The following is a 19116-nucleotide window of genomic DNA, read 5'->3' as shown; positions in this document are numbered from 1 at the left end:
CCGGCATGAGCAGCGATTTCCCGATCCGCCCGCGCATCGCCAGCGTGGCCGGCACCGACAGCGGCGGCGGCGCCGGCCTCTCGGCCGACCAGCGCGCCGCCCAGGCCTTTGACGTGCACCTGTGCCCGGTGGTGGCCGCCGTCACCGCCCAGCACAGCCGCGCGGTGCGCCATGTCGAAGCCCTGTCCCCCGCCCTGCTGCAGGCCCAGCTGGACGCCCTGGCCGAGGACCTGCCGCCCGCGGCCATCAAGACCGGCCTGCTGGGCAGCGTGGCCAATGCCCGCGTGCTGGCCCGCTGGGTGGACGCCCAGCGCCGTCACCAGACCGACCTGGCCCTGGTGGTGGACCCGGTGCTGCGCGCCTCCACCGGCGCGCCCTTCGCCGACGCCGAGCTGCTGACCGCCTACCGCGAGGAGTTGCTGCCGCGCGCCACCCTGGTGACCCCCAACCGGCGCGAGGCCTCGGCCCTGCTGGGCCAGAAGGACGAAGCCGGGCCCGAGGCCCTGCCGGCCCAGGCCACCGCGCTGCGCGCCCTGGGCGCCCAGGCCGTGCTGCTGACCGGCGGCGATGCGCTGGACGAAACCCAGGCCCTGGACTGGCTGGACAGCCCGCAGGCCCGCGGCGGCCTGGCGCATCCGCGCATCGCCACCCCGCACAGCCACGGCACCGGCTGCACCCTGGCCACGGCCGCCGCGGCCGCGCTGGCGCGGGGCTTTCCGGTGGCCGATGCCGCGGTGCTGGCCAAGCTGCTGACCACCCACGCGCTGCGCCAGGCCGGGCCGCAGGGCGCGGGCGCCGGGCCGGTCTGGGCCACGCCCGGCTGGGGCCGGCCCGGCGCCACCCTGCCCACGCTGGGCTGGGACGACCTGCCCCCGGCGGTGGCCGAGGCCCCGGCGCCCCCGGCCTTCGCCCCCGGCCTCTACGGCATCGTGGACAGCGCCGAGGCCGCCCTGGCCCTGCTGCGCCAGCCCGGTCTGCCGCTGCGCCACCTGCAGCTGCGCTGCAAGGCCCCGCCCACCGGCGCCGACGCGGCTTGGCACGCGGCCCTGGCCGAGACCATCCGCCGCTGCCTGCCGGTGGCCGAGGCGGCCGGCGTCACGCTGTGGGTCAACGACCACTGGGAGACCGCGCTGGCCGCCGGGGCCCGCGCCCTGCACCTGGGCCAGGAGGACTGGGCCGGCCTGAGCCCCGCGCAGCGCAACCGCCTGCAGCGAGCCCGCACGCGCGAGGGCGTGGCCCTGGGCCTGAGCAGCCACAGCGTCTGGGAATTGGCGCGCGCGGTCGGCCTGCGGCCGAGCTACATCGCCTGCGGCCCCGTGTGGCCAACCACCACCAAGACCATGCCCTGGCGCCCGCAGGGCCTGGACAACCTGGCCTGGTGGGCTGCGCTCTCGCCCACGCCGGTGGTGGCCATCGGCGGCGTGCTGCAGCCGGACCAGGCGCGCGCGGCGGCCGCCTGCGGCGCCAGCGCGGTGTGCCTGGTGCGGGGCCTGGCCGGTGCCACGTCCCAGGCCCTGCAGGCCTGGCAGCAGGCGTGGGAGGAAGGTCAAACACCCCGCCCGGACGGTGAGGCACCCCCCGCCCCGGACTGGCCACACCCCAGCCTGGCGCCGACACCCTGAGCCGGCACGGGTCGGCGCTTGGTGCGCGAGCCCGGTGCGATAAGCTGGCCGCAGCGCCCCGCGTCCGGGGCCGCAGGAGACCCCTTGCCCCATCCGACCGACACGGCCATGCCACCGCCCCCCTCCCCGGAAGCCGCCCGTGCGGGCCGCGCCGTCGGCGCCATGTTCTTCAGCGTGTTCGGTGGCCTGTGGATCGCGCTGGGCTTGTCCGGCCTCGTCGACCACCCGCCGGCCTGGGTCTGGCTGCTGCCGGCACTGCCGGCGCTGGCCCTGCTGCGGCAGGCCCTGGCGGTCTACCGGCGGCACCGCCAGGCACGGGCCGCCCACGAGGCGCTGCCCGAGGCCAAGCGCCGTGCCAGCCTGTTCCACTGGATCAACGGCGGCCAGTGGGTAGCCGTCTTCGTGCTGGGCAACGCGCTGAGGTGGGCGGGCTGGGCCGGATGGTTCCTGCCCATGGTGATCGCGGTGGTGGGCCTGCACTTCCTGCCGCTGGCCCGGCTGTTCCGCTACCGCCCCCACCTGCTGACCGGGCTGGCCCTGATCGCCCTGGCCATCCTGGCGCCGCTGGCCACCGGCCGGCCCGACAACGCCTGGGGGCCGCTGGGCACCGGCCTGATCCTGTGGGCCAGCGCCGCCTGGGCCCTGTCGCCCTGGGCCGCGGACCGTTCGCCGGCCGGCGCGCGCTAGCCCCATCGGCCCGTGCGGCAGCCCGGCTCCGCGGGCTGGCCGCTGGCACACTCGCGGGCATGGATTTCGCCCCCCTGCCCCTGCTCACCCCCCGCCTGCGGCTGCGGCCGGTGGCCGCGGAGGATGCCGCCGACCTGTACGCCATCTTCTCGGACCCGCAGACCCTGCGCTACTGGAGCAGCCCGCCCTGGGTCTCGATGGACCAGGCCTACCTGTCCATCGCCCGGGACGAGGCCGCGCTGGCCGCGGGCGAAGCCGTTCGTCTGGGGCTGGAGCGTCTGAGCGACGGTCGGGTGATCGGCGTGTGCTCGCTGTTCAGCCTCTCGCCGCAGAACCGCCGCGCCGAGATCGGCTACGCCCTGGCCCGCGACACCTGGGGCCAGGGCTGGATGGACGAGGCCCTGCGTGCCCTGGTGGCCCATGCCTTCGGCCCGCTGGGCCTGCACCGGCTGGAGGCCGACATCGACCCCCGCAACGCCGCCTCGGCCCGTGCCCTGCAGCGCCTGGGCTTCCGGGAGGAAGGGCGCCTGCGCGAACGCTGGATCGTCGCCGGCGAGGTCTCCGACAGCGGCCTCTGGGGCCTGCTGGCGCGCGACTGGGCCGCCCGGCCCTGAGGCATCCCGGTGGGGCACCCCGGGGGGCACTGTCCCCTGATCTGGTTACACTCGAACGCCCCATGACCGAGTCGCCGCCGTCCACTGCCAGCCGCTACCGCCTGCAGGAACTGCTGGGGCAGGGCGGTGCCGGCCAGGTGCAGGCGGCCTGGGACACCTGGCTGGACCGGCCGGTGGCCATCAAGGCCGTGGCCCGCCAGACCGGGCTGGACGGCTGGCGCGAAGCGCGCCTGACGGCCCGCCTGCGCCACCCTGCCTTCGTCGCGGTGCACGAGGCCTGGGACGAGGGCGAGCGGGTGCACATCGTGATGGAGCGGGTGCACGGCCCCACCCTCAAGCAATGGCTGCTGGACCACGGCAGCGCGCCGGTGGCCGAGGCCTGCGACTGGATGCGCCAGCTGGCCGAGGCCCTGGCCGAAGCCCATGCGCAGGGCCTGCTGCACGGCGACCTGAAGCCCTCCAACCTGATGCTGGAGCTGCCGGAGACCCAGGGCACGTCCGACACGGACAGCAGCCGCACCCGGACCCGCACCCGGCTGCGCGTGCTGGACCTGGGCATCGCCCGGCGCATCGACCCGCTGGCCACGCAAAGCCAGGCCGCGCCGGGCCCCTATGCCGGCACGCTGGCCTACATGGCCCCGGAGCAGCTGCGCGGCGAGGCGCCGACCCCGGCCAGCGACCTCTACAGCCTGGGCCTGATCCTGCTGCAATGCCTGCTGGGGCACCTGGGCGAGGACGGCCCGCCCAGCCTGGCCCAGGCCTGGCGGCGGCTGCAGGGCGACTGGCCGGACTGGGCCCTGCGCGATGCGCAGGACCGGGACCGTGCGCAGCAATGGCCCGCCGGCCTGCACGCCTTGCTCAGCGCCCTGCTGGCGGCCGACCCGGCCCGCCGACCGGCCGGCATGGCCGAGGTGGCCCAGACCCTGGCGCAGGTGATGAGCCAACCCGCCGGGGCGGCCCTGCCGCCGACCGCCCCCACCGAGGCCGCCCAACCCGCCGTCCAGGCCCGCCCGAACCGCTGGATCGGCGCCGCCGCCCTGGCCGGCCTGCTGGTGCTGGCTGGCGGCGGCGCCCTCTGGTGGACCCGGGGCCCCGGCGCCGCCCCCACGGCGGCCCAGCAGCTGGCCGATCTGCAGCAGGCCGAGGCCTGGATCAACGAATTCGACGACGCCGATGCGCTGGACCGCGCGGTGGCCGCGCTGGGGCGGCTGACCGACCAGGCCCCCGGGAGTGCCCCGGCCGCGGCCTTGCGCAGCCTGGCCCTGAGCCTGCGGCACTGGCAGCGCACCGGCGAGGACCCGGCCCAGGACCTGCGCCAGGCCGACGCCTGGGCGGACAAGGCCCTGAGCCTGGACAGCCAGCTGGCCCGCGCCCACCTGGCCAAGGCCCTGGTGCTGAACCAGCAAAAGCGCGGCGAGGACGCCCTGGCCCAGTTCGACCGGGCCCGGCTGCTGGACCCGCAGGACGTGCTGGTGGTGGCCTGGTATGCCACCCAGCTCAACAGCATGGGCCGCTTCGACTCCGCCCAGGCCCTGCTGGAGCCCGCCCTGGCCGCCCACCCGCTGGCCGCGCCGCTGCTGGACGAATGGGGCACGCTGAAATTCCGCCGCGGCGACTACGCCGGGGCCGAAGCCGCCTACCGTCAGAGCCTGGCGGCCCGACCCACCGACAGCGTGGCGGCCTTCAGCCTCAGCGGCATGCTGATGATGCAGCAGCGCCTGGACGATGCGCAGAGCGTGCTGCAGCAGGCCCTGCGGGTGCGGCCGCACTACAAGCTCTACCAGAACCTGGGCAGCGTGCTGGCCCTGCGCGAGCGCTGGCCCGAAGCCGCCGAGGCCACCCGCCAGGCCCTGGCCCGCTGGCCCCGCAGCTACCCCGATGCCGACGCCCATGCCAACCTGGCCGAGGCCCTGATGCACCTGCCCGGGCAGGACGCCCAGGCCCGTGCAGCCTGGACCCGCGCGCTGGACAGCGCCCGCAAGCAGACCGCCGCCTACCCGGACAACCCGGGCTGGACGATGCGACGGGGCATCTACGCCGCACGCGCGGGCCAGGCCAGCGAGGCCCTGGAAGCATCGATGCGGGCGGTCACGCTGGCGCCCGGCGACCCGGAGGTGCTGTACTACGCGGCGCTGAGCCAATCCCTGGTCGGCGCGCCGGCGGCCGCCCGTCGGCTGCTGGGCCAGGCCCTGGCCAAGGGCTTCCCGGCCGAGATGGCGGCCCAGGAGCCCACGCTCAAGCCGCTGCTGCCTGCCCCGAAGGCCGCCCAGCCGAAGGCCCGGTCCTGACATCCGGCGGCACGCCCGCCGCGATCCGCGCTCAAGATTTCCGCCGGGGGCTCCGATGTTCCGGGTTTGGCCGCCATGGCCGACCACCCAGGAGCCCTGAGACATGAGCGACGGTACCCTTCCCTGCAGCTACCTGCTGCGCGTGAGCTTCGACGCCGACCAGTTGGGCAACCAGCTCGTCTGGGCCATCACCGACGCCCAGCCCGACGAGCCCAACGCCTTCCAGCGCACCGGCTGGGCCGCCGGCGGCCTGCAGTTCCTCCAGGGAGACACCCTGGGCTTCGAGGTGGTGGGCTATGGCGACCCGGCCACCTTCGCCGGCTTCGCCATCACCGACGCCACGCTGATCACCCTTCCGGCGCCCTGTCTGCGCCCGCTGTTCTCGCCCTCGCCCTTCGACTGCGACCAGGCCACCTTCGACCTGGACGACTTCAAGCCCACCAGCTGCACGGTGGCCCAGAACCTGAAGATCTGCACCGCCATCTCGCCCGAGATCCTGCCGGTGGTCGAAGCCCAGGGCATCTGGAAGTTCTCCTTCGTGGTGACCGTGCAGATCAGCCGCGTGGACGGCAGCATGGAGACGCGGGTCTTCAGCTTCGACCCGATGATCGCGGTGGGCAAGGACTGGCCCTGAACCCTGGCTGCCCCGAACCCTCCCCGCCCCGACTCAGCCCAGTTCCAGCTCGTAGCAGCCGGGCCACTCGCCGGCCCGCACGCTGATCACCGCCTGGCGGTCGGACAGCACCAGGGCCCCGGTGGTGTGGCCACCGATGACCGCCACCACGGTGAAATCGGTGCCGTCATCGGGCAGCTGCTCGCCCCAGGGCAGGCGCAGCGTCCCATGGGGCGGCAGGCGGGCCAGCATCTGCTCGCCCTTGGTCACAAGAACATGCACGAAGTGGGCGGTGGTGTTGCACAGGGTGAGGGCACACATGCGGAGTGACATGGCTGGAGGGCGTGGGGGGGATGGACCTCTTCTTCTCAAGTGCCGTGCCAGCCCGTTACCATCGTCGGCAGCCCTCCTGAGCCGCTTTGACGGGGAAAATCCGCCCCTTTGACACCTGACCTGCCGGTCTGACGTGTCACGCCCCGCCACTGACACGTCAGACCCCCGTGACGCTCCAGCCCTCCGCCGAACTGACCCAGACCTTCACCGAGACCGGCACCGGCCCGCAGGCCGCGCCGGTCTGGGTGCTGACCGTGATCTGGCACCCGGACTTGCAACGGGTGGGCGAGCAGGCGGTGCTGAGCCCGGACACGCCGCTGGCCCTGAACCGCTACCAGCCGCTGTTCTCGCCCCTGCAGGCGGCCGCCGGCTGGGCCCAGCCGCTGCTGCACGCCAGCGTCTCGCGCGCCAGCCTGACCCTGGTGTTGGGGGCCGACGGCCTGACGCTGAGCCCGGAGGACGAGCGGGTCCGGGCCGAATGGCAGGGCCAGCCCCTGACCGGCCCTCGCACCGTGCCCCTGCCCGCGGAGGGCGACAGCGCGGTCATCCAGCTGGGCAAGCGGGTGCTGCTGTGCCTGCACCGCGCCCACCAGCTGCCGGTCACCGACAACCCGCTGCTGCTGGGCGTGAGCTCGGCCATGGAAGGCCTGCGCCGCCAGGTGGCGCGGGTGGCTGCGGCCGCGCTGCCGGTGCTGGTGCGCGGCGAATCCGGCACTGGCAAGGAACGCGTGGCCCAGTCGCTGCACCGGCTCAGCCCCTGGTCGCAAGGCCCGTGGGTCACCGTCAACATGGCCACCCTCAGCGAGGGCCTGGCCCCGGCCGAGCTGTTCGGGGCCGCCCGCGGGGCCTACACCGGCGCCCAGGTGGCCCGTACCGGCCTGTGGGCCCAGGCCGATGGCGGCAGCCTCTTCCTCGACGAGATCGGCGACTGCCCGCCCGCCGTGCAGCCCATGCTGCTGCGGGTGATCGAGAGCGGCGAGTTCCGCCCGCTGGGCGCGGCCCAGCCGCTGCGCAGCCGGGCCCGGCTGATCGCCGCCACCGACCGGCCGCTGGAGACCAGCGGGTTCAACCTGCCGCTGCTGCGGCGCCTGCAGACCTTCACCCTCTTCACCCCCAGCCTGCGCAGCCGGCGCGAAGACCTGGGCGTGCTGGCCCGCCAGGCCTGGCTGGACACCGGCGCAGCCCCCGAAGACCTGGCCGAGATGCCCACGGAGCTGGCCCGCGCGCTGTGCCTGCACGACTGGCCGGGCAATGTGCGCCAGCTCGAGCAGGCCATGCGCCGCCTGGCCCTGGACCGCGCCGCCGGGCTCTGGCCCTCGGTGGAGGCCCTGCTGGGCGAGCCGCTGCGTCTGCCGCCGGACACGGCGGCATCCACCCGCGTGGCCTGGACGCCGGCCCTGCCCGAGCCCTCCGCCTCCGCCGCCCCCACCGCCCCGGCCGACGAGACCGATTCCGGCCTGTCCGCCGGGCCGGCCGCCGCCGTGGCGCGGCCCCGCCAGAGCACCGCCGGCATCGACCGGGCCAGCCTGCTGGCGGCCCTGGATGCCCATGGCTGGCAGCTCAAGGAAGCGGCCGAAGCCCTGGGCGTGTCGCGTCCCTCCATCTACAACCTGATGGCCCGCTGGCTGGACACGCCGCCGGCCGACAGCCTGGGGGCCGAACAGCTCGCACCGCTGCTGTCCCGGCCGGACGCCACCCTGGCCGACATGGCGCGGCAGCTGCAAGTCCCCCGCGAAGCCCTGCGCCGCCGCCTGCGGGCCCTGGGGCTGCCCCGCCCGCCGGACGAGGCCGGGGGCCGGGTCGATGCCGACCCCGACGGCGACGCGATGGAATAAACGGCCGCCGCCCCGTGTTCATGCAGCACCGACACTCATTTTGCGAGGCACTGTCATGAACCGTTCCCCCCTGCTGCGTCTGCCCGTCTTCTGCGCCAGCCTGTGGCTGGCCGCCGCGGCCCAGGCCGCCGCACCGGCTGCCCCCGCCATGGCCATGGATGGCGTGCTGGTCGACGGTGGCCACATGTCGCTCTACACCTTCGACCAGGACGCCGTGGGCAGCGGCAAGAGCAGTTGCAACGGCCCCTGCGCCACCAACTGGCCCCCCCTGCTGGCCCCGGCCGGCGCCAGCGCCCAGGGCGAATGGTCCCTGGTGATGCGTGACGACGGCACCGTGCAATGGGCCTACCAGGGCCGCCCGCTCTACCGCTGGGCCAAGGACCAGAAGCCCGGCGACCGCACGGGCGATGGCGTCAAGGGCGTCTGGCACCTGGCCAAGCCCTGAGCCGACCGATGGACGATCTGCGCCCCGAGGCCATGGTGCCGCTGCTGCCGCGGCTGCGGCGGCACGCCCGGCTGCTGACGGGCCAGGCCGCCCGCGCCGACGACCTGGTGCAGGACACGGTGGAACGCGCCTGCCGCAAGTGGGCGCTGTTCACCCCCCGGGGCGAGATGCCGGCGGCCCTGCTGGCCTGGCTGCTGACCCTGATGCACCACCTCTACCTGAACGGCCTGCGCGACGGCCGCGAGCACCTGCTGGAGCCCTGGGACGAAGACCAGGGACCGGCCCTGGCGCAGACCGATCCCACCCCGGCCCTGGACCACGCGCTGGACCTGCAGCGCGCCCTGGCCCGGCTGACACCGGCCGCGCGCGAGGTGCTGCTGCTGGTGACGGTGGAGGAATACAGCTACCGCGAGACCGCCGACATCCTGGACCTGCCCATCGGCACCGTGATGTCGCGCCTGGCCCGCGCCCGCGAGCAGCTGCGCCAGCGGCTGGACCCGACCGCGCCCCGGCAGGCGCCCCAAGCCCCCCCGCTGCGGGTGGTGAAGTGACAGCCATGGACACCGAGCACCCCGACGATCTGACGCTGCAGGCCTTTGCCGACGGCGAGCTGCCGCCCGGGCAGGCGGCCGCCGTGGCCGACTGGCTGCAGCAGCACCCCACCGAGGCCGCCCGCGTGATGGGCTGGCAGGCCCAGCGCGCCCAGCTGCAGGCCCTGGGCCGCGAATGGCTGGACGAGCCCCTGCCGGAACGCCTGCGGGCCGCGGTGCAGCCCGTGGCGCTGGCCGACCGGCCGCCCCGGTGGCGCGGCTTTGCCGCCTCGCCCTGGCCGCTGGCCCTGGCCGCCAGCCTGACGCTGGCGGTGGGCGCGGGCAGCGGCTGGTGGGCGCGCGGCCAGTGGCCGAGCCCGCCGCCCCCCTCCGCCAGTCTGCAGGCCGCGGCCCCGGCCTATGTGCAGGACGCCGCCATCGCCCACGCCGTCTTCACCCCCGAGCAGCGCCACCCGGTGGAGGTGGGTGCCGGCGAGCAGGCCCACCTGCTGCAATGGCTCTCGCGCCGGCTGGGCACGCCGCTGCAGGCGCCGGATTTCAGCACCCAGGGCTTTGCGCTGGTGGGCGGCCGCCTGCTGCCCGCCGGGGCCGGCGAGGCCACGCCCCCGGCCCGCGCCCAGTTCATGTACCAGGACGCCGCAGGTGCTCGGCTGACGCTCTACGTCTCGGTGCTGCCGCCGGGCCCGCCGGTGCCGGCCGGCTTCGGCCAGACCCGGAGCGGCGAGACCCGCAGCTTCTACTGGCGCGAGGGCCGGCTGGGTTATGCCCTGAACGGCCCAGTCAGCCAGCCCCGGCTGGACGCCCTGGCCGAGCTGGCCTACCGGCAGCTGACTCCGGCGCCCGGGGGATCCCACCCCTGACGGCCGCCGCGCGCTGCGGCGACAATGCGGCTCTCTGCAGCGAAGCTCCCGAGCCCATGCGCCACCTGTTCGCCCTGATCGCCCTGCTGCTGGCCACCGTGGCCGGCGCCGCCACCCCCGCCCTGCCCTACGACGAGCAGGCCGATGCCCACGCCGCCGTGCAGCAGGCCCTGGCCCAGGCCAAGGCCGCCCATGTGCCGGTGCTGCTGATCCTGGGGGCCAACTGGTGCGGCGACTGCCGCGCCCTGGACCAGGCCATGCACAGCCAGGCCAACGCCAAGCTGCTGGCCGCCAAGTTCAAGGTCGTCAAGGTGGACGTGGGCAACTTCGACCGCAACCTGGACATCGCGGCCGCCTACGGCAACCCGATCAAGAAGGGCATCCCGGCCGCCGTGGTGCTCTCGCCCGACAACCAGGTGCTTTACGCCACCCAGGGCGGCGAGCTGGCCAATGCCCGTCGCATGAGCGAGACCGGCATCACCGAGTTCTTCGAACGCGTCAGCGGCGCCCACTGAAGCCGCCGGATCCCGACCGATGAGCACCCGTTCCCGCTCGCTGTTCCTGCCGCTGGCCCTGATCGCCGTCGGCCTCTATTTCCTGCTCTCGCGCCTGGGCTGGCTGCCCTCGTTGCACCAGTGGGTGCAGCACTGGTGGCCCATGGGCCTGATCGCGCTGGGCGTGCTGCTGCTCCTGCGCCGGCTGAGCTGACCCCCTCGGAGCCTTGTCCATGCTGATGCAGCTGCTGCGCCACGTGCACTACAAGTCCGTCGGGATGGCGATGATGGTCACCCTGCTGCTCGATGGCCTGAGCGGCATCCTGCTGACCCTCTTCATGGGCCGCAAGGCCCTGACGCCCGGCGCCGACCACGCCGACCTGCAGCAGGCCTTCGAGGCCGTGGTGCAGGAACCCAGCTACCTGGGCGCCTCGCTGCTGCTGGGCTCGGCCACCACGGTGCTGGGTGGCTACCTGGCCGCACGCATGGCGGGCCGACTGCCCTACCTGAATGCCGCGGCCTACGGTGCATTGGGCCTGATCCTGATGGTCCTGATGGGCTCGCCGGACAGCCCCTGGTGGTTCACCCTGCTGGGATTGCTGAGCACCGTGCCGCTGGCCCTGGTGGGTGGCCATGCGGCCAAGCGGCAAGGCGGCGCTGCGGGCGGGTCGGCCCCCCGCGCCTGAGGACTCCGGCGGCGCAGCGTCAGCGCACTCGGCCCGGGTGGGCGGCCGGCAGGACCAGCCGGAAGATGGAGCCCCCGCCCTGCCCCTGGGCATCGGCCAGGGTGCTCTGCACCTCGATGCGCCCGCCCATGGCCTGCACCAGCAGCTGCGACAGCGCCAGGCCCAGGCCCACGCCGGCCACCGGGCCGCGTTCACGCCCCAGGCGGTTGAAGGGCTGGAACAGCTCGCCCATGCGCTCGGGGGCGATGCCCAGGCCGGTGTCGGCCACGGCGATGGCCCAGCCACCGCCGTCGCGGGACGCGCCCACGGTGACCCGGCCCTGAGGCCGGTTGTACTTGATGGCGTTGCCCAGGAGGTTCAGCAGCACCTGGCGCAGGCGTCTCGCGTCGGCCTGCAACTGCGCGCCCTCGGGCACCGCCGGCCAATGCATGGCCACGCCCGCGGCCTCGGCCTGGGGCTGCACCAGGGCCTGCAGCTCGCCCAGCAAGGGCGCCAGGGCGATGGCCTCGCTGCGCACCTGCAGGCGCCCGGCTTCCACCAGGGACAGGTCCAGCAGATCGTCGATCAGGGCTTGCAGGTGCTGGCCGGCCTGCTGCACATGGGCCAGGCGGCGCTGCTGGGCCGCGGGCAGCGGCTGCTCGGTGTCGCTGGCCATCAGCTCGCTGAAGCTCAGCACCGCATGCAGCGGCGTGCGCAGCTCGTGGCTGACGCGGGAGAGGAACTGGGTCTTGGCCGCATTGGCCGCCAGGGCCAGGGCCCGCTCCTGGCGGGCCTCCTCCAGCGCCAGCAGCAGCGTGGCGTCAGCCTGGGTGCCCAGCATGCGCACCGGCCGGCCCTGGGCATCGCGCTCCACCACCCGGCCGCGCTCCTCGATCCAGCGCCAGCTGCCGTCGGCCGCCTTGGCGCGGTAGCGGCACTGGTAGCGCTCCATCTCGCCGCGGGCATGGGCCTGGTAGGCTGCCTCGGCGGGCGCGGCGTCCTCGGGGTGGATGAGGCGGTCCCAGTCGGCCTGGGTGTGGCCCAGGGCATCGGGCTCGTAGCCCAGCATCAGCGCGCCTTCGTCGATGTCGCCCAGCACATCAGTGCGCAGGTCCCACTCCCAGACGTAGGTGCCGGCCTCGCGGATGGCCGCCTGGACCAGGGCCAGCGAGGCGGGGGAGCGCGGGTCCTGCGCTTCCAGCAGGGTCGCCAGCAACTCGGCGGCGGTCTCGATCAGGGGGTCGAGCGTGCGCAGCAGGGCCTCGCGGTCCGCCGGCACCGGCTGCGGGTCGAGCCAGAGCTGCCCCACGGCCAGACCGGTCCGGGTCAGGGCCAGGCACCAGCCCCCGGCCTGCAAGGCCTCGCGCCGGGCACCGGGGCCGCCAAGCCAGCAGGCGGCCGGATCGCCACCAGCGGCCACCAGGGCCACCGGGCGCCCCGCAGCCTGGGCCAGGGAGCGGGCCACCCGCCGCAGCGCGTGGGGCGGATCTTGTCGGCGCAGGTGGTCCAGCAGGGCCGCCTGCGCCTCGCGCCAGACGAATGCCTGATCCGCCGGCGCGCCTGTCACGTCAGTGGCCGTGCGCGATCTTCTCGCCGGCCTTCAGGCGATAGACGGTGCCGCAGTAGGGGCACTTGCCCTCGCCCTCGTGGCTCAGGTCCACATAGACCTTGGGGTGGTTGCTCCACAGGGTCATCTTGGGGTTGGGGCAGAAGACCACGCCAGGACCCTGCAGGTCCTTGGCAGTGACTTCGACAACGGCGGGAGCCTGGGTGGCGGTGTTGGCGCTCATGGGGTCAAACCTCGGGATGTCGGATGAAAACCTGCAACGATCAGACCAGGGTCAGCCAGTGGGCGTACTTGGGGTTGCGGCCGTTGACGATGTCGAAGAAGGCCGTCTGCACCTTCTCGGTGATCGGGCCGCGCGCGCCGCTGCCGATCTGCACGCGGTCGAGTTCGCGGATCGGGGTCACTTCGGCGGCGGTGCCGGTGAAGAAGGCCTCGTCGGCGATGTAGACCTCGTCGCGGGTGATGCGCTTTTCCACCAGCTTGATGCCCAGGTCCTGGCAGATGTGGAAGATGGTGTTGCGGGTGATGCCGTTCAGCGCCCCAGCCGACAGGTCGGGGGTGTAGATCACGCCATCCTTGACAATGAAGACGTTCTCGCCCGAGCCTTCGGAGACGAAGCCGGCGGCATCCAGCAGCAGGGCCTCGTCGTAGCCGTCGTCGGTGGCCTCGGTGTTGGCCAGGATGGAGTTGGTGTAGTTGGACACCGTCTTGGCCTGCGTCATCGTGATGTTGACGTGGTGACGGGTGTAGCTGCTGGTCTTGACGCGGATGCCCTTGGCCAGGCCGTCTTCGCCCAGGTAGGCGCCCCAGGCCCAGGCCGCCACCATCAGGTGGACCTTGTTGCCCTTGGGCGAGACGCCCAGCTTCTCGGAGCCCAGCCAGGTCAGCGGGCGCAGGTAGCAGCTCTCCAGCGCGTTGGCCTTGACCACCGCCTTCTGGGCCTCCTCGGCCTGTTCGATGCTGAAGGGCAGCTTCATGCGCAGGATCTTGGCGCTGTTGAACAGGCGCTGGGTGTGCTCGCGCAGACGGAAGATGGCCGTGCCCTTGTCGGTCTTGTAGGCCCGCACGCCCTCGAAGGCGCCGCAGCCGTAGTGCAGCGTGTGGGTCAGCACGTGGACCTTGGCGTCGCGCCAGTCCACCAGCTCGCCGTCCATCCAGATCTTGCCGTCGCGGTCATCGAGGCCCATGGGGTGTTCCTTGTCGTTGGGAGATGCAGTGAGATCGTCGATTTTACGGGGCCGGGCTCAGCGTGGCTGCGGGTCGCCGGGGGCATCCTGGGCGGCGTCCCAGCCATAGGCCCGTTCCACCTTGGCCACCCGCAGCTCGTAGTGGCTGTACCAGCGGGCCCGGCCTTCGTCGCGGGCGGCGGCGTGCTCGGTCTCGCGCCGCCAGGCGGCGATGGCCTCCAGGCTCTGCCAGTACGACACCGTGATGCCCAGGCCGTCCTCGCCGCGGGCGCTCTCGGCGCCCAGGTAGCCCGGCTGCTGCTGCGCCAGTGTGACCATGCGCTCGGCCATGGCGCCGTAGCCTTCGTCCACGCCGGTGCGCTGGCTGGTGAAGATGACCGCGTAGTAAGGCGGCGTCGGGCGAGGGGCAAAGCTCATCGCACAGGTCCTTGTCGGTGCTTCAGTCCAGCGTGCGCAGCAGGGCGATGGCCTCGTCGATGCGCTCCACCGGGTGAATGGTCAGGCCCTCGATGGGCTTCTTGGGCGCGTTGGCCTTGGGCACCACCGCCACGCTGAAGCCCAGCTTGGCGGCTTCCTTCAGGCGCTCCTGGCCGCGCGGGGCGGGCCGCACCTCGCCGGCCAGGCCCACCTCGCCGAAGGCGATGAAGCCGCGCGGCAGCGGCTTGCCGCGCAGGCTGCTCTGGATGGCCATCAGCACGGCCAGGTCGGCCGCCGGCTCGGAGATGCGCACCCCGCCCACCGCGTTGACGAACACGTCCTGGTCGGCGCAGGCCACGCCGGCATGGCGGTGCAGCACCGCCAGCAGCATGGCCAGGCGGTCGCGCTCCAGGCCCACCGAAAGCCTGCGCGGGCTGGGCCCGCCGGCATCGACCAGGGCCTGGATCTCCACCAGCAGCGGACGGGTGCCCTCCAGCGTCACCAGCACACAGGAGCCGGGCACCGGCTCGGAGTGGGTGGACAGGAAGATGGCGCTGGGGTTGGACACGCCGCGCAGGCCGCGCTCGGTCATGGCGAAGACGCCGATCTCGTTGACCGCGCCGAAGCGGTTCTTGAAGGCCCGCACCAGGCGGAAGCTGCTGTGGGTGTCGCCCTCGAAGTACAGCACCGTGTCGACGATGTGCTCCAGCACCCGCGGGCCGGCCAGCGCACCTTCCTTGGTCACATGGCCCACCAGCACCATGGCGCAGCTGCCGCCCTTGGCGGTGCGGGTGAGCTGGGCCGCGCATTCGCGCACCTGGGCCACCGAGCCCGGCGCGCTGCTGAGCTGGTCCGAATAGACGGTCTGGATCGAGTCGATCACGCAGAAGGCCGGCCGCTCGGCCGCGATGGTGGCCAGGATCTTCTCGAGGTTGATCTCGGCCAGCACCCGCACCGCCGCGCCGGAAAGATCCAGCCGCTGGGCGCGCAGCGCCACCTGGGCGGTCGATTCCTCGCCCGTCACGTACAGCACCGGCAGCTGGCGCGACAGCGCGTCGACCGCCTGCAGCAGCAGCGTGGACTTTCCGATGCCCGGGTCGCCGCCGATCAGCACCACCCCGCCCTCGACGATGCCGCCGCCCAGCACCCGGTCGAGCTCCTCGATGCCGGTGGGCGTGCGGGCCACATCGCCGGCCTCGATCTCCGAGAGGGTGGCCACCGGCTGCGACTGGGCCAGGGCCTGAAAGCGGTTCTTGCCGGTGGCAGGAGCCTCGGCCACCGTCTCTTCCAACGTGTTCCAGGCCTTGCAGTGTGGGCACTGGCCCATCCAGCGGGGGCTGGTGCCGCCGCATTCGCTGCAGGTGTAGACGGTCTTGGGCTTGGACATGGGCGGATTGTGGCCCGGCGTGACGGATCTGACGCCCACCGCCGATGATTCACACCAATTGACCAATATCAATCAGATGATCCTGACAAGACCCCTCGGCGCCCTGCACAATGGAACACACTGGGGAGTATCAACAGCCGCCTGAACGGCGAGCACGGACCATGGAGACGAGCGGCAGCACGCCGCCACCAGCATGCAGGACGAGCACAGCGTCTCAGATCGGTCTGGCACGCAGGAACCCGCATCGGGCGGGGAGCATCGGCTTCTCGGGGCATGGCGCTCCTCCCTCGCTCCGCTGTTGCTGGGCCATGCGCTGGCCGCCCTGCTGGTGCTGGCCATCGCAGGCTACGCCCTGAAGGTCAGCCAGGAGACCTACCTGCAGCAGGGCCGCATGCTGGCCATCAACCGGGCGCGTGATCTGCGCCAGGAGGTGACGACCGATCTGGAGCGCATCGACCTGGCCATGCGCCATGTGACCCTGGCCAATCTGCGCGATGCCGCCGACCCAGAAGCCCACCGCCGCCTGATCGAAGAATCCCTGCAGGAGCACATGACCCTGGTGCCGGAGGTGGCCCACCTGCGCCAGACCGACGCGGAGGGTGTGGTGCGCTTCCAGGGGGGCGACCGGATCAGCATCGGACAGTCCTTGCAGGAGGACCCGCTGTTCCTCCAGGCCCGCGGGAACCATGAGGACGGCCTGCTGGTGGGGGAGCCCCATTTCAACAAGACCCTGGGCCGTTGGCAGCTGCCCCTGGCCCATCGGGTGGAGGACCATGCCGGACGCTTCCAGGGCATCGTGATCGGCCATCTGGACCTGACCCATTTCGACCGCATGATCGACCGCCGGCACCTGTCGCCGGCCGACTCGCTGGCCCTGCGCAGCACCCAGCTGACCCTGCTGAGCCGCCAGACCGGCCGCGACGAGCAGATCCAGCCCATCGGCACCCGCCGCACCGCCCCGGCCTTCGCCGAGGCCTTGAAAGCCGCGCCGCTCAGCGGCGAGTTCACCGCGCGCAACGTCTTCGACGGCGTGGAGCGCCTCACCGCCTACAGCACGGCCGCCCCCTTCCCGGTGATGGCGGTGGCCGGCGTCAGCCGCGAGGAGGTGCTGCGCCCCTGGGTCGCGGTGGCCTGGCGCATCGGGGCGCTGGCGGGCATGGCGGCCTTGGCGGTGCTGGCCAGCGCGGCGCTGACCCTGCGCGCCTGGCGCCTGCAGAGCCGCAGCGCGCAGCGCGCAGCGCATCGACGAGGCCGGTCGGCTCACCCGGGTGCTGCTGGCCGCCGCCGCCGATGGGGTGCATGTGCTGGACCACGATGGCCGGCTGGTGGAGATGAGCGACACCTTCGCCGAGATGCTGGGCTGGTCGCGTGAAGCCCTGCTGGGCCAGCATGTCAGCACCTGGGACCACAGCGACAGCGCGGAGCACCTGACCGAGCGCATCCGGAGCTTTCCGCTGGGCGAGCGCACGAGCTTCCAGACCCGCCACCGCCGGGCCGACGGTCAGGTGATCGATGTCGAGATCTCCCGCGTGGCACTGACCATCGACGGCCGCTGGCTGCTCTACTGCGCCTCGCGCGACATCACCCGCCGGCTCGAACTGGAGGCCCAGCAGACCGCCATGCTGGACAACGAGGTGATGGGCATCCTGCGGCTGCGTGAGCACCGGGTGGTGTGGGCCAACCGCGCGATCTACCGCATGTTCGGCCTGCCGGACGACGCCTCGCTCGAGGCCCTGGCCCCCCAGCTCGCTCCCGAGGCACTGGATCTGACGGCCCGGCTGGAAGCCCGGCGCAGCGACCTGCTGGCCGGCCGGCCGGTGCGGGCCCAGTTGCAGATGCACCGCCTGGACGGCAGCCCGATCTGGATCGACATCCAGGGCACCCGGCTGTCGGCCGACGCCCGCGACACCCTGTGGGTGCTGGCCGACATCAGCGCGCTCAAGCGCTACCAGGACGAGATCGAGCACCTGGCCATGCACGACGCCCTGACCGGCCTGCCCAACCGCCGTCTGCTGGAGGACCGCCTGGGGCAGGGCCTGGCCCTGAGCCGGCGCGACGGCCAGCCGCTGGCGGTGGCCTACATCGACCTGGACGGCTTCAAGGGTGTCAACGACCGCCTGGGTCATGCCGCGGGTGACCTGCTGCTGCAGGACGCGGCCCGCCGCATCCTGGAGGGCGTGCGCGAGCACGACACCGTCTGCCGCATGGGAGGCGACGAATTCGTGCTGCTGCTGCCGGTGCTCCGGCACGAGGAAGAAGCCGAGCTCATCGTGCAGCGGGTGCTGCAGGCGCTGCGCCGCCCCTACAGCCTGGCCGCCAGCGGTGCGGTGCACGTGACCGCCAGCGCCGGCCTGGCCCTGTACCCGCTGGATGCCCATGACGGCGAGGCCCTGCTGCGCCTGGCCGACGCCGCGCTCTACCAGGCCAAGGAGGCCGGTCGCAACCAGCTCACCCGCTGGGGCCGGCCCGAAGCCCGGCAGGACCAACCCGGCCCCGGACCGGAGACCGAGGATGCGGACGGACGCGAACAGCCGGCGGGCCGCTGAGGCCATCGCCGCCGGCCTACACTGGCGGTCCCTGCCCTGAGACCGACCCGCGTCATGGACTTCTCGACCTGGCTTCCCTTCTTCCTGGCCACCGTGGCCATCAGCCTCTCGCCCGGCCCGGGCGCCATCGCCGCAATGGGTGCCGGCCTGAACCATGGCTTCCGCCAGGGGCAGCGCATCGCCTTCGGCCTGGCGCTGGGCGTCGTCACCCAGCTGCTGGTGGTGGGCGTGGGCCTGGGCGCCCTGCTGGCCACCTCGGAGCGGGCCTTCGCCCTGGTCAAGTGGGCCGGTGCGGCCTACCTGGTGTGGCTGGGCATCCAGGCCTGGCGCTCGCCGGCCCGGCCCATCGCCTCGGCCGATGCCCAGGCCGCCGAGGGTCATGCCCGCTCCCTACTGCTGCGCGGCTGGACGGTCAACGCCCTGAACCCCAAGGGCACCGTCTTCCTGCTGGCGGTGATGCCGCAGTTCCTGGACACCACGCGCCCGCTGACCCTGCAGTACCTGGCCATCGGCGCCACCTTCGCGGTGGTGGAGTTCTGCGTGATGACCGGCTATGTGGGCCTGGCCAGCAAGGTGCTGGGCCTGCTGCGCAGCCCGCGTCAGATCCGCTGGATGAACCGCAGCTTCGGCAGCCTGTTCATCACCGCCGGCGTGGTGCTGGCCACCTTCAAGCGCGCGGCCTGAGGCGGAGCCCGCGATGTTCCTGCGCCGCCGCCCACTCGGTGAAGAGGCCCAGGCCGACGCCGGCCCCAACCCCTACCGCCCCACCACTCGGCGCCAGCGCCTGGTGATCCTCGCCATCACCACCGCGGTGGTGGTCGCGCTGTGGATGCTGCTGATCGAGCGGCCGGGCTGGAAGGTCCAGCCCATCCCGGGCAGCCCGCTGGCGCCCTGCCGGGCCGGCCAGACCACCGACTGCGTGGGCGGCCAGGCCAATGTGCTGCTGATCCCGGCCGCCCCGGCGCCAAGCGTCAGCGGCGCCAGCGCCGCCCGCTGACCCGCTCC

The 19116-nt window shown here is 73.3% G+C and carries 22 protein-coding genes; 16 read left to right on the top strand and 6 right to left on the bottom strand.

Annotated features, from left to right (window positions below; all coding sequences use genetic code 11):
- Positions 1-5 precede the first annotated feature (5 nt).
- The 5 genes from thiD to LRM40_RS01580 all read left to right on the top strand — a co-directional run bounded on the left by thiD (position 6) and on the right by LRM40_RS01580 (position 5845).
- Positions 6-1622 carry a bifunctional hydroxymethylpyrimidine kinase/phosphomethylpyrimidine kinase gene (gene thiD / locus LRM40_RS01600; RefSeq protein WP_310739995.1) on the top strand — a complete coding sequence of 539 codons (1617 nt, stop codon included), beginning with the start codon at positions 6-8 and terminating at the stop codon, positions 1620-1622.
- Between the two features lie 84 nt (positions 1623-1706).
- Entirely contained in the window at positions 1707-2309 is a 603-nt protein-coding gene (locus LRM40_RS01595) for a hypothetical protein (protein WP_231067669.1), read from the top strand.
- A gap of 59 nt (positions 2310-2368) precedes the next feature.
- On the top strand, positions 2369-2923 hold the full coding sequence (locus tag LRM40_RS01590) for a GNAT family N-acetyltransferase (RefSeq protein WP_151125980.1): 555 nt from the start codon (positions 2369-2371) through the stop codon (positions 2921-2923).
- Positions 2924-2985: 62 nt separating this feature from the next.
- Positions 2986-5211, top strand: coding sequence for a serine/threonine-protein kinase (locus tag LRM40_RS01585; RefSeq protein WP_151125979.1), 2226 nt, complete (start codon positions 2986-2988; stop codon positions 5209-5211).
- Positions 5212-5314: 103 nt separating this feature from the next.
- Positions 5315-5845: a hypothetical protein gene (locus tag LRM40_RS01580; protein WP_151125978.1), complete on the top strand. Its 531-nt coding sequence runs from the start codon at positions 5315-5317 to the stop codon at positions 5843-5845.
- A gap of 33 nt (positions 5846-5878) precedes the next feature.
- Here the strand turns inward: LRM40_RS01580 and LRM40_RS01575 are convergent, their stop codons facing one another.
- On the bottom strand, positions 5879-6145 hold the full coding sequence (locus tag LRM40_RS01575) for a DUF4365 domain-containing protein (RefSeq protein WP_151125977.1): 267 nt from the start codon (positions 6143-6145) through the stop codon (positions 5879-5881).
- 179 nt (positions 6146-6324) lie between these two features.
- Between LRM40_RS01575 and LRM40_RS01570 the strand changes: the two genes are divergently transcribed.
- From LRM40_RS01570 to LRM40_RS01540, 7 genes are read left to right on the top strand one after another with little or no spacing between them, the layout of a single operon-like run.
- Positions 6325-7992 (top strand): sigma-54-dependent transcriptional regulator, encoded by a 1668-nt coding sequence (locus LRM40_RS01570; protein WP_151125976.1) that lies wholly within the window; start codon positions 6325-6327, stop codon positions 7990-7992.
- Positions 7993-8047: 55 nt separating this feature from the next.
- Positions 8048-8437, top strand: a complete 390-nt coding sequence (locus LRM40_RS01565) for a COG4315 family predicted lipoprotein (protein WP_151125975.1) — start codon at positions 8048-8050, stop codon at positions 8435-8437.
- Positions 8438-8445: 8 nt separating this feature from the next.
- Entirely contained in the window at positions 8446-8988 is a 543-nt protein-coding gene (locus tag LRM40_RS01560; RefSeq protein WP_151125974.1) for an RNA polymerase sigma factor, read from the top strand.
- Positions 8989-8993: 5 nt separating this feature from the next.
- The gene (locus LRM40_RS01555) at positions 8994-9848 is read left to right on the top strand and encodes an anti-sigma factor family protein (protein WP_231067668.1); all 855 of its coding nucleotides are present in this window, start codon (positions 8994-8996) and stop codon (positions 9846-9848) included.
- 56 nt (positions 9849-9904) lie between these two features.
- Positions 9905-10363, top strand: coding sequence for a thioredoxin family protein (locus tag LRM40_RS01550; RefSeq protein ID WP_151124555.1), 459 nt, complete (start codon positions 9905-9907; stop codon positions 10361-10363).
- 19 nt (positions 10364-10382) lie between these two features.
- A complete protein-coding gene (locus LRM40_RS01545; RefSeq protein ID WP_170288891.1) occupies positions 10383-10556 on the top strand; it encodes a LiaI-LiaF-like domain-containing protein in 174 nt (57 codons plus the stop codon).
- A gap of 19 nt (positions 10557-10575) precedes the next feature.
- Positions 10576-11028 (top strand): hypothetical protein, encoded by a 453-nt coding sequence (locus tag LRM40_RS01540; protein ID WP_151124554.1) that lies wholly within the window; start codon positions 10576-10578, stop codon positions 11026-11028.
- A gap of 19 nt (positions 11029-11047) precedes the next feature.
- Here LRM40_RS01540 and LRM40_RS01535 read toward each other — a convergent pair whose 3' ends face one another.
- The 5 genes from LRM40_RS01535 to radA are packed head-to-tail and all read right to left on the bottom strand — an operon-like array spanning position 11048 to position 15565.
- Positions 11048-12574: a PAS domain-containing sensor histidine kinase gene (locus LRM40_RS01535; protein ID WP_151124553.1), complete on the bottom strand. Its 1527-nt coding sequence runs from the start codon at positions 12572-12574 to the stop codon at positions 11048-11050.
- A gap of 1 nt (position 12575) precedes the next feature.
- A complete protein-coding gene (locus LRM40_RS01530; RefSeq protein WP_151124552.1) occupies positions 12576-12797 on the bottom strand; it encodes a zinc-finger domain-containing protein in 222 nt (73 codons plus the stop codon).
- Positions 12798-12837: 40 nt separating this feature from the next.
- Positions 12838-13761: a branched-chain amino acid transaminase gene (locus LRM40_RS01525; protein ID WP_151124551.1), complete on the bottom strand. Its 924-nt coding sequence runs from the start codon at positions 13759-13761 to the stop codon at positions 12838-12840.
- Positions 13762-13818: 57 nt separating this feature from the next.
- Positions 13819-14178, bottom strand: a complete 360-nt coding sequence (locus LRM40_RS01520; protein WP_151124550.1) for an antibiotic biosynthesis monooxygenase family protein — start codon at positions 14176-14178, stop codon at positions 13819-13821.
- 22 nt (positions 14179-14200) lie between these two features.
- On the bottom strand, positions 14201-15565 hold the full coding sequence (radA, locus tag LRM40_RS01515; RefSeq protein WP_151124549.1) for a DNA repair protein RadA: 1365 nt from the start codon (positions 15563-15565) through the stop codon (positions 14201-14203).
- A gap of 298 nt (positions 15566-15863) precedes the next feature.
- Between radA and LRM40_RS01510 the strand changes: the two genes are divergently transcribed.
- Genes LRM40_RS01510 through LRM40_RS01495 form a run of 4 tightly spaced genes read left to right on the top strand, consistent with a single transcriptional unit; the run spans position 15864 to position 19108 of the window.
- Positions 15864-16937 (top strand): PDC sensor domain-containing protein, encoded by a 1074-nt coding sequence (locus LRM40_RS01510; RefSeq protein WP_151124548.1) that lies wholly within the window; start codon positions 15864-15866, stop codon positions 16935-16937.
- Positions 16834-18111, top strand: a complete 1278-nt coding sequence (locus tag LRM40_RS01505; RefSeq protein ID WP_151124547.1) for a diguanylate cyclase domain-containing protein — start codon at positions 16834-16836, stop codon at positions 18109-18111. Before LRM40_RS01510 ends, LRM40_RS01505 begins: the two co-directional genes overlap by 104 nt.
- 54 nt (positions 18112-18165) lie before the next feature.
- Positions 18166-18795: a LysE family transporter gene (locus LRM40_RS01500; protein WP_151124546.1), complete on the top strand. Its 630-nt coding sequence runs from the start codon at positions 18166-18168 to the stop codon at positions 18793-18795.
- A 13-nt stretch (positions 18796-18808) separates the two neighbouring features.
- Positions 18809-19108: a hypothetical protein gene (locus LRM40_RS01495; protein ID WP_151124545.1), complete on the top strand. Its 300-nt coding sequence runs from the start codon at positions 18809-18811 to the stop codon at positions 19106-19108.
- Positions 19109-19116 lie beyond the last annotated feature (8 nt).

It is taken from the genome of Ideonella dechloratans (assembly GCF_021049305.1).
GTDB lineage: Bacteria > Pseudomonadota > Gammaproteobacteria > Burkholderiales > Burkholderiaceae_C > Ideonella > Ideonella dechloratans.
This window is presented reverse-complemented; position numbering and strand designations above follow the sequence as displayed.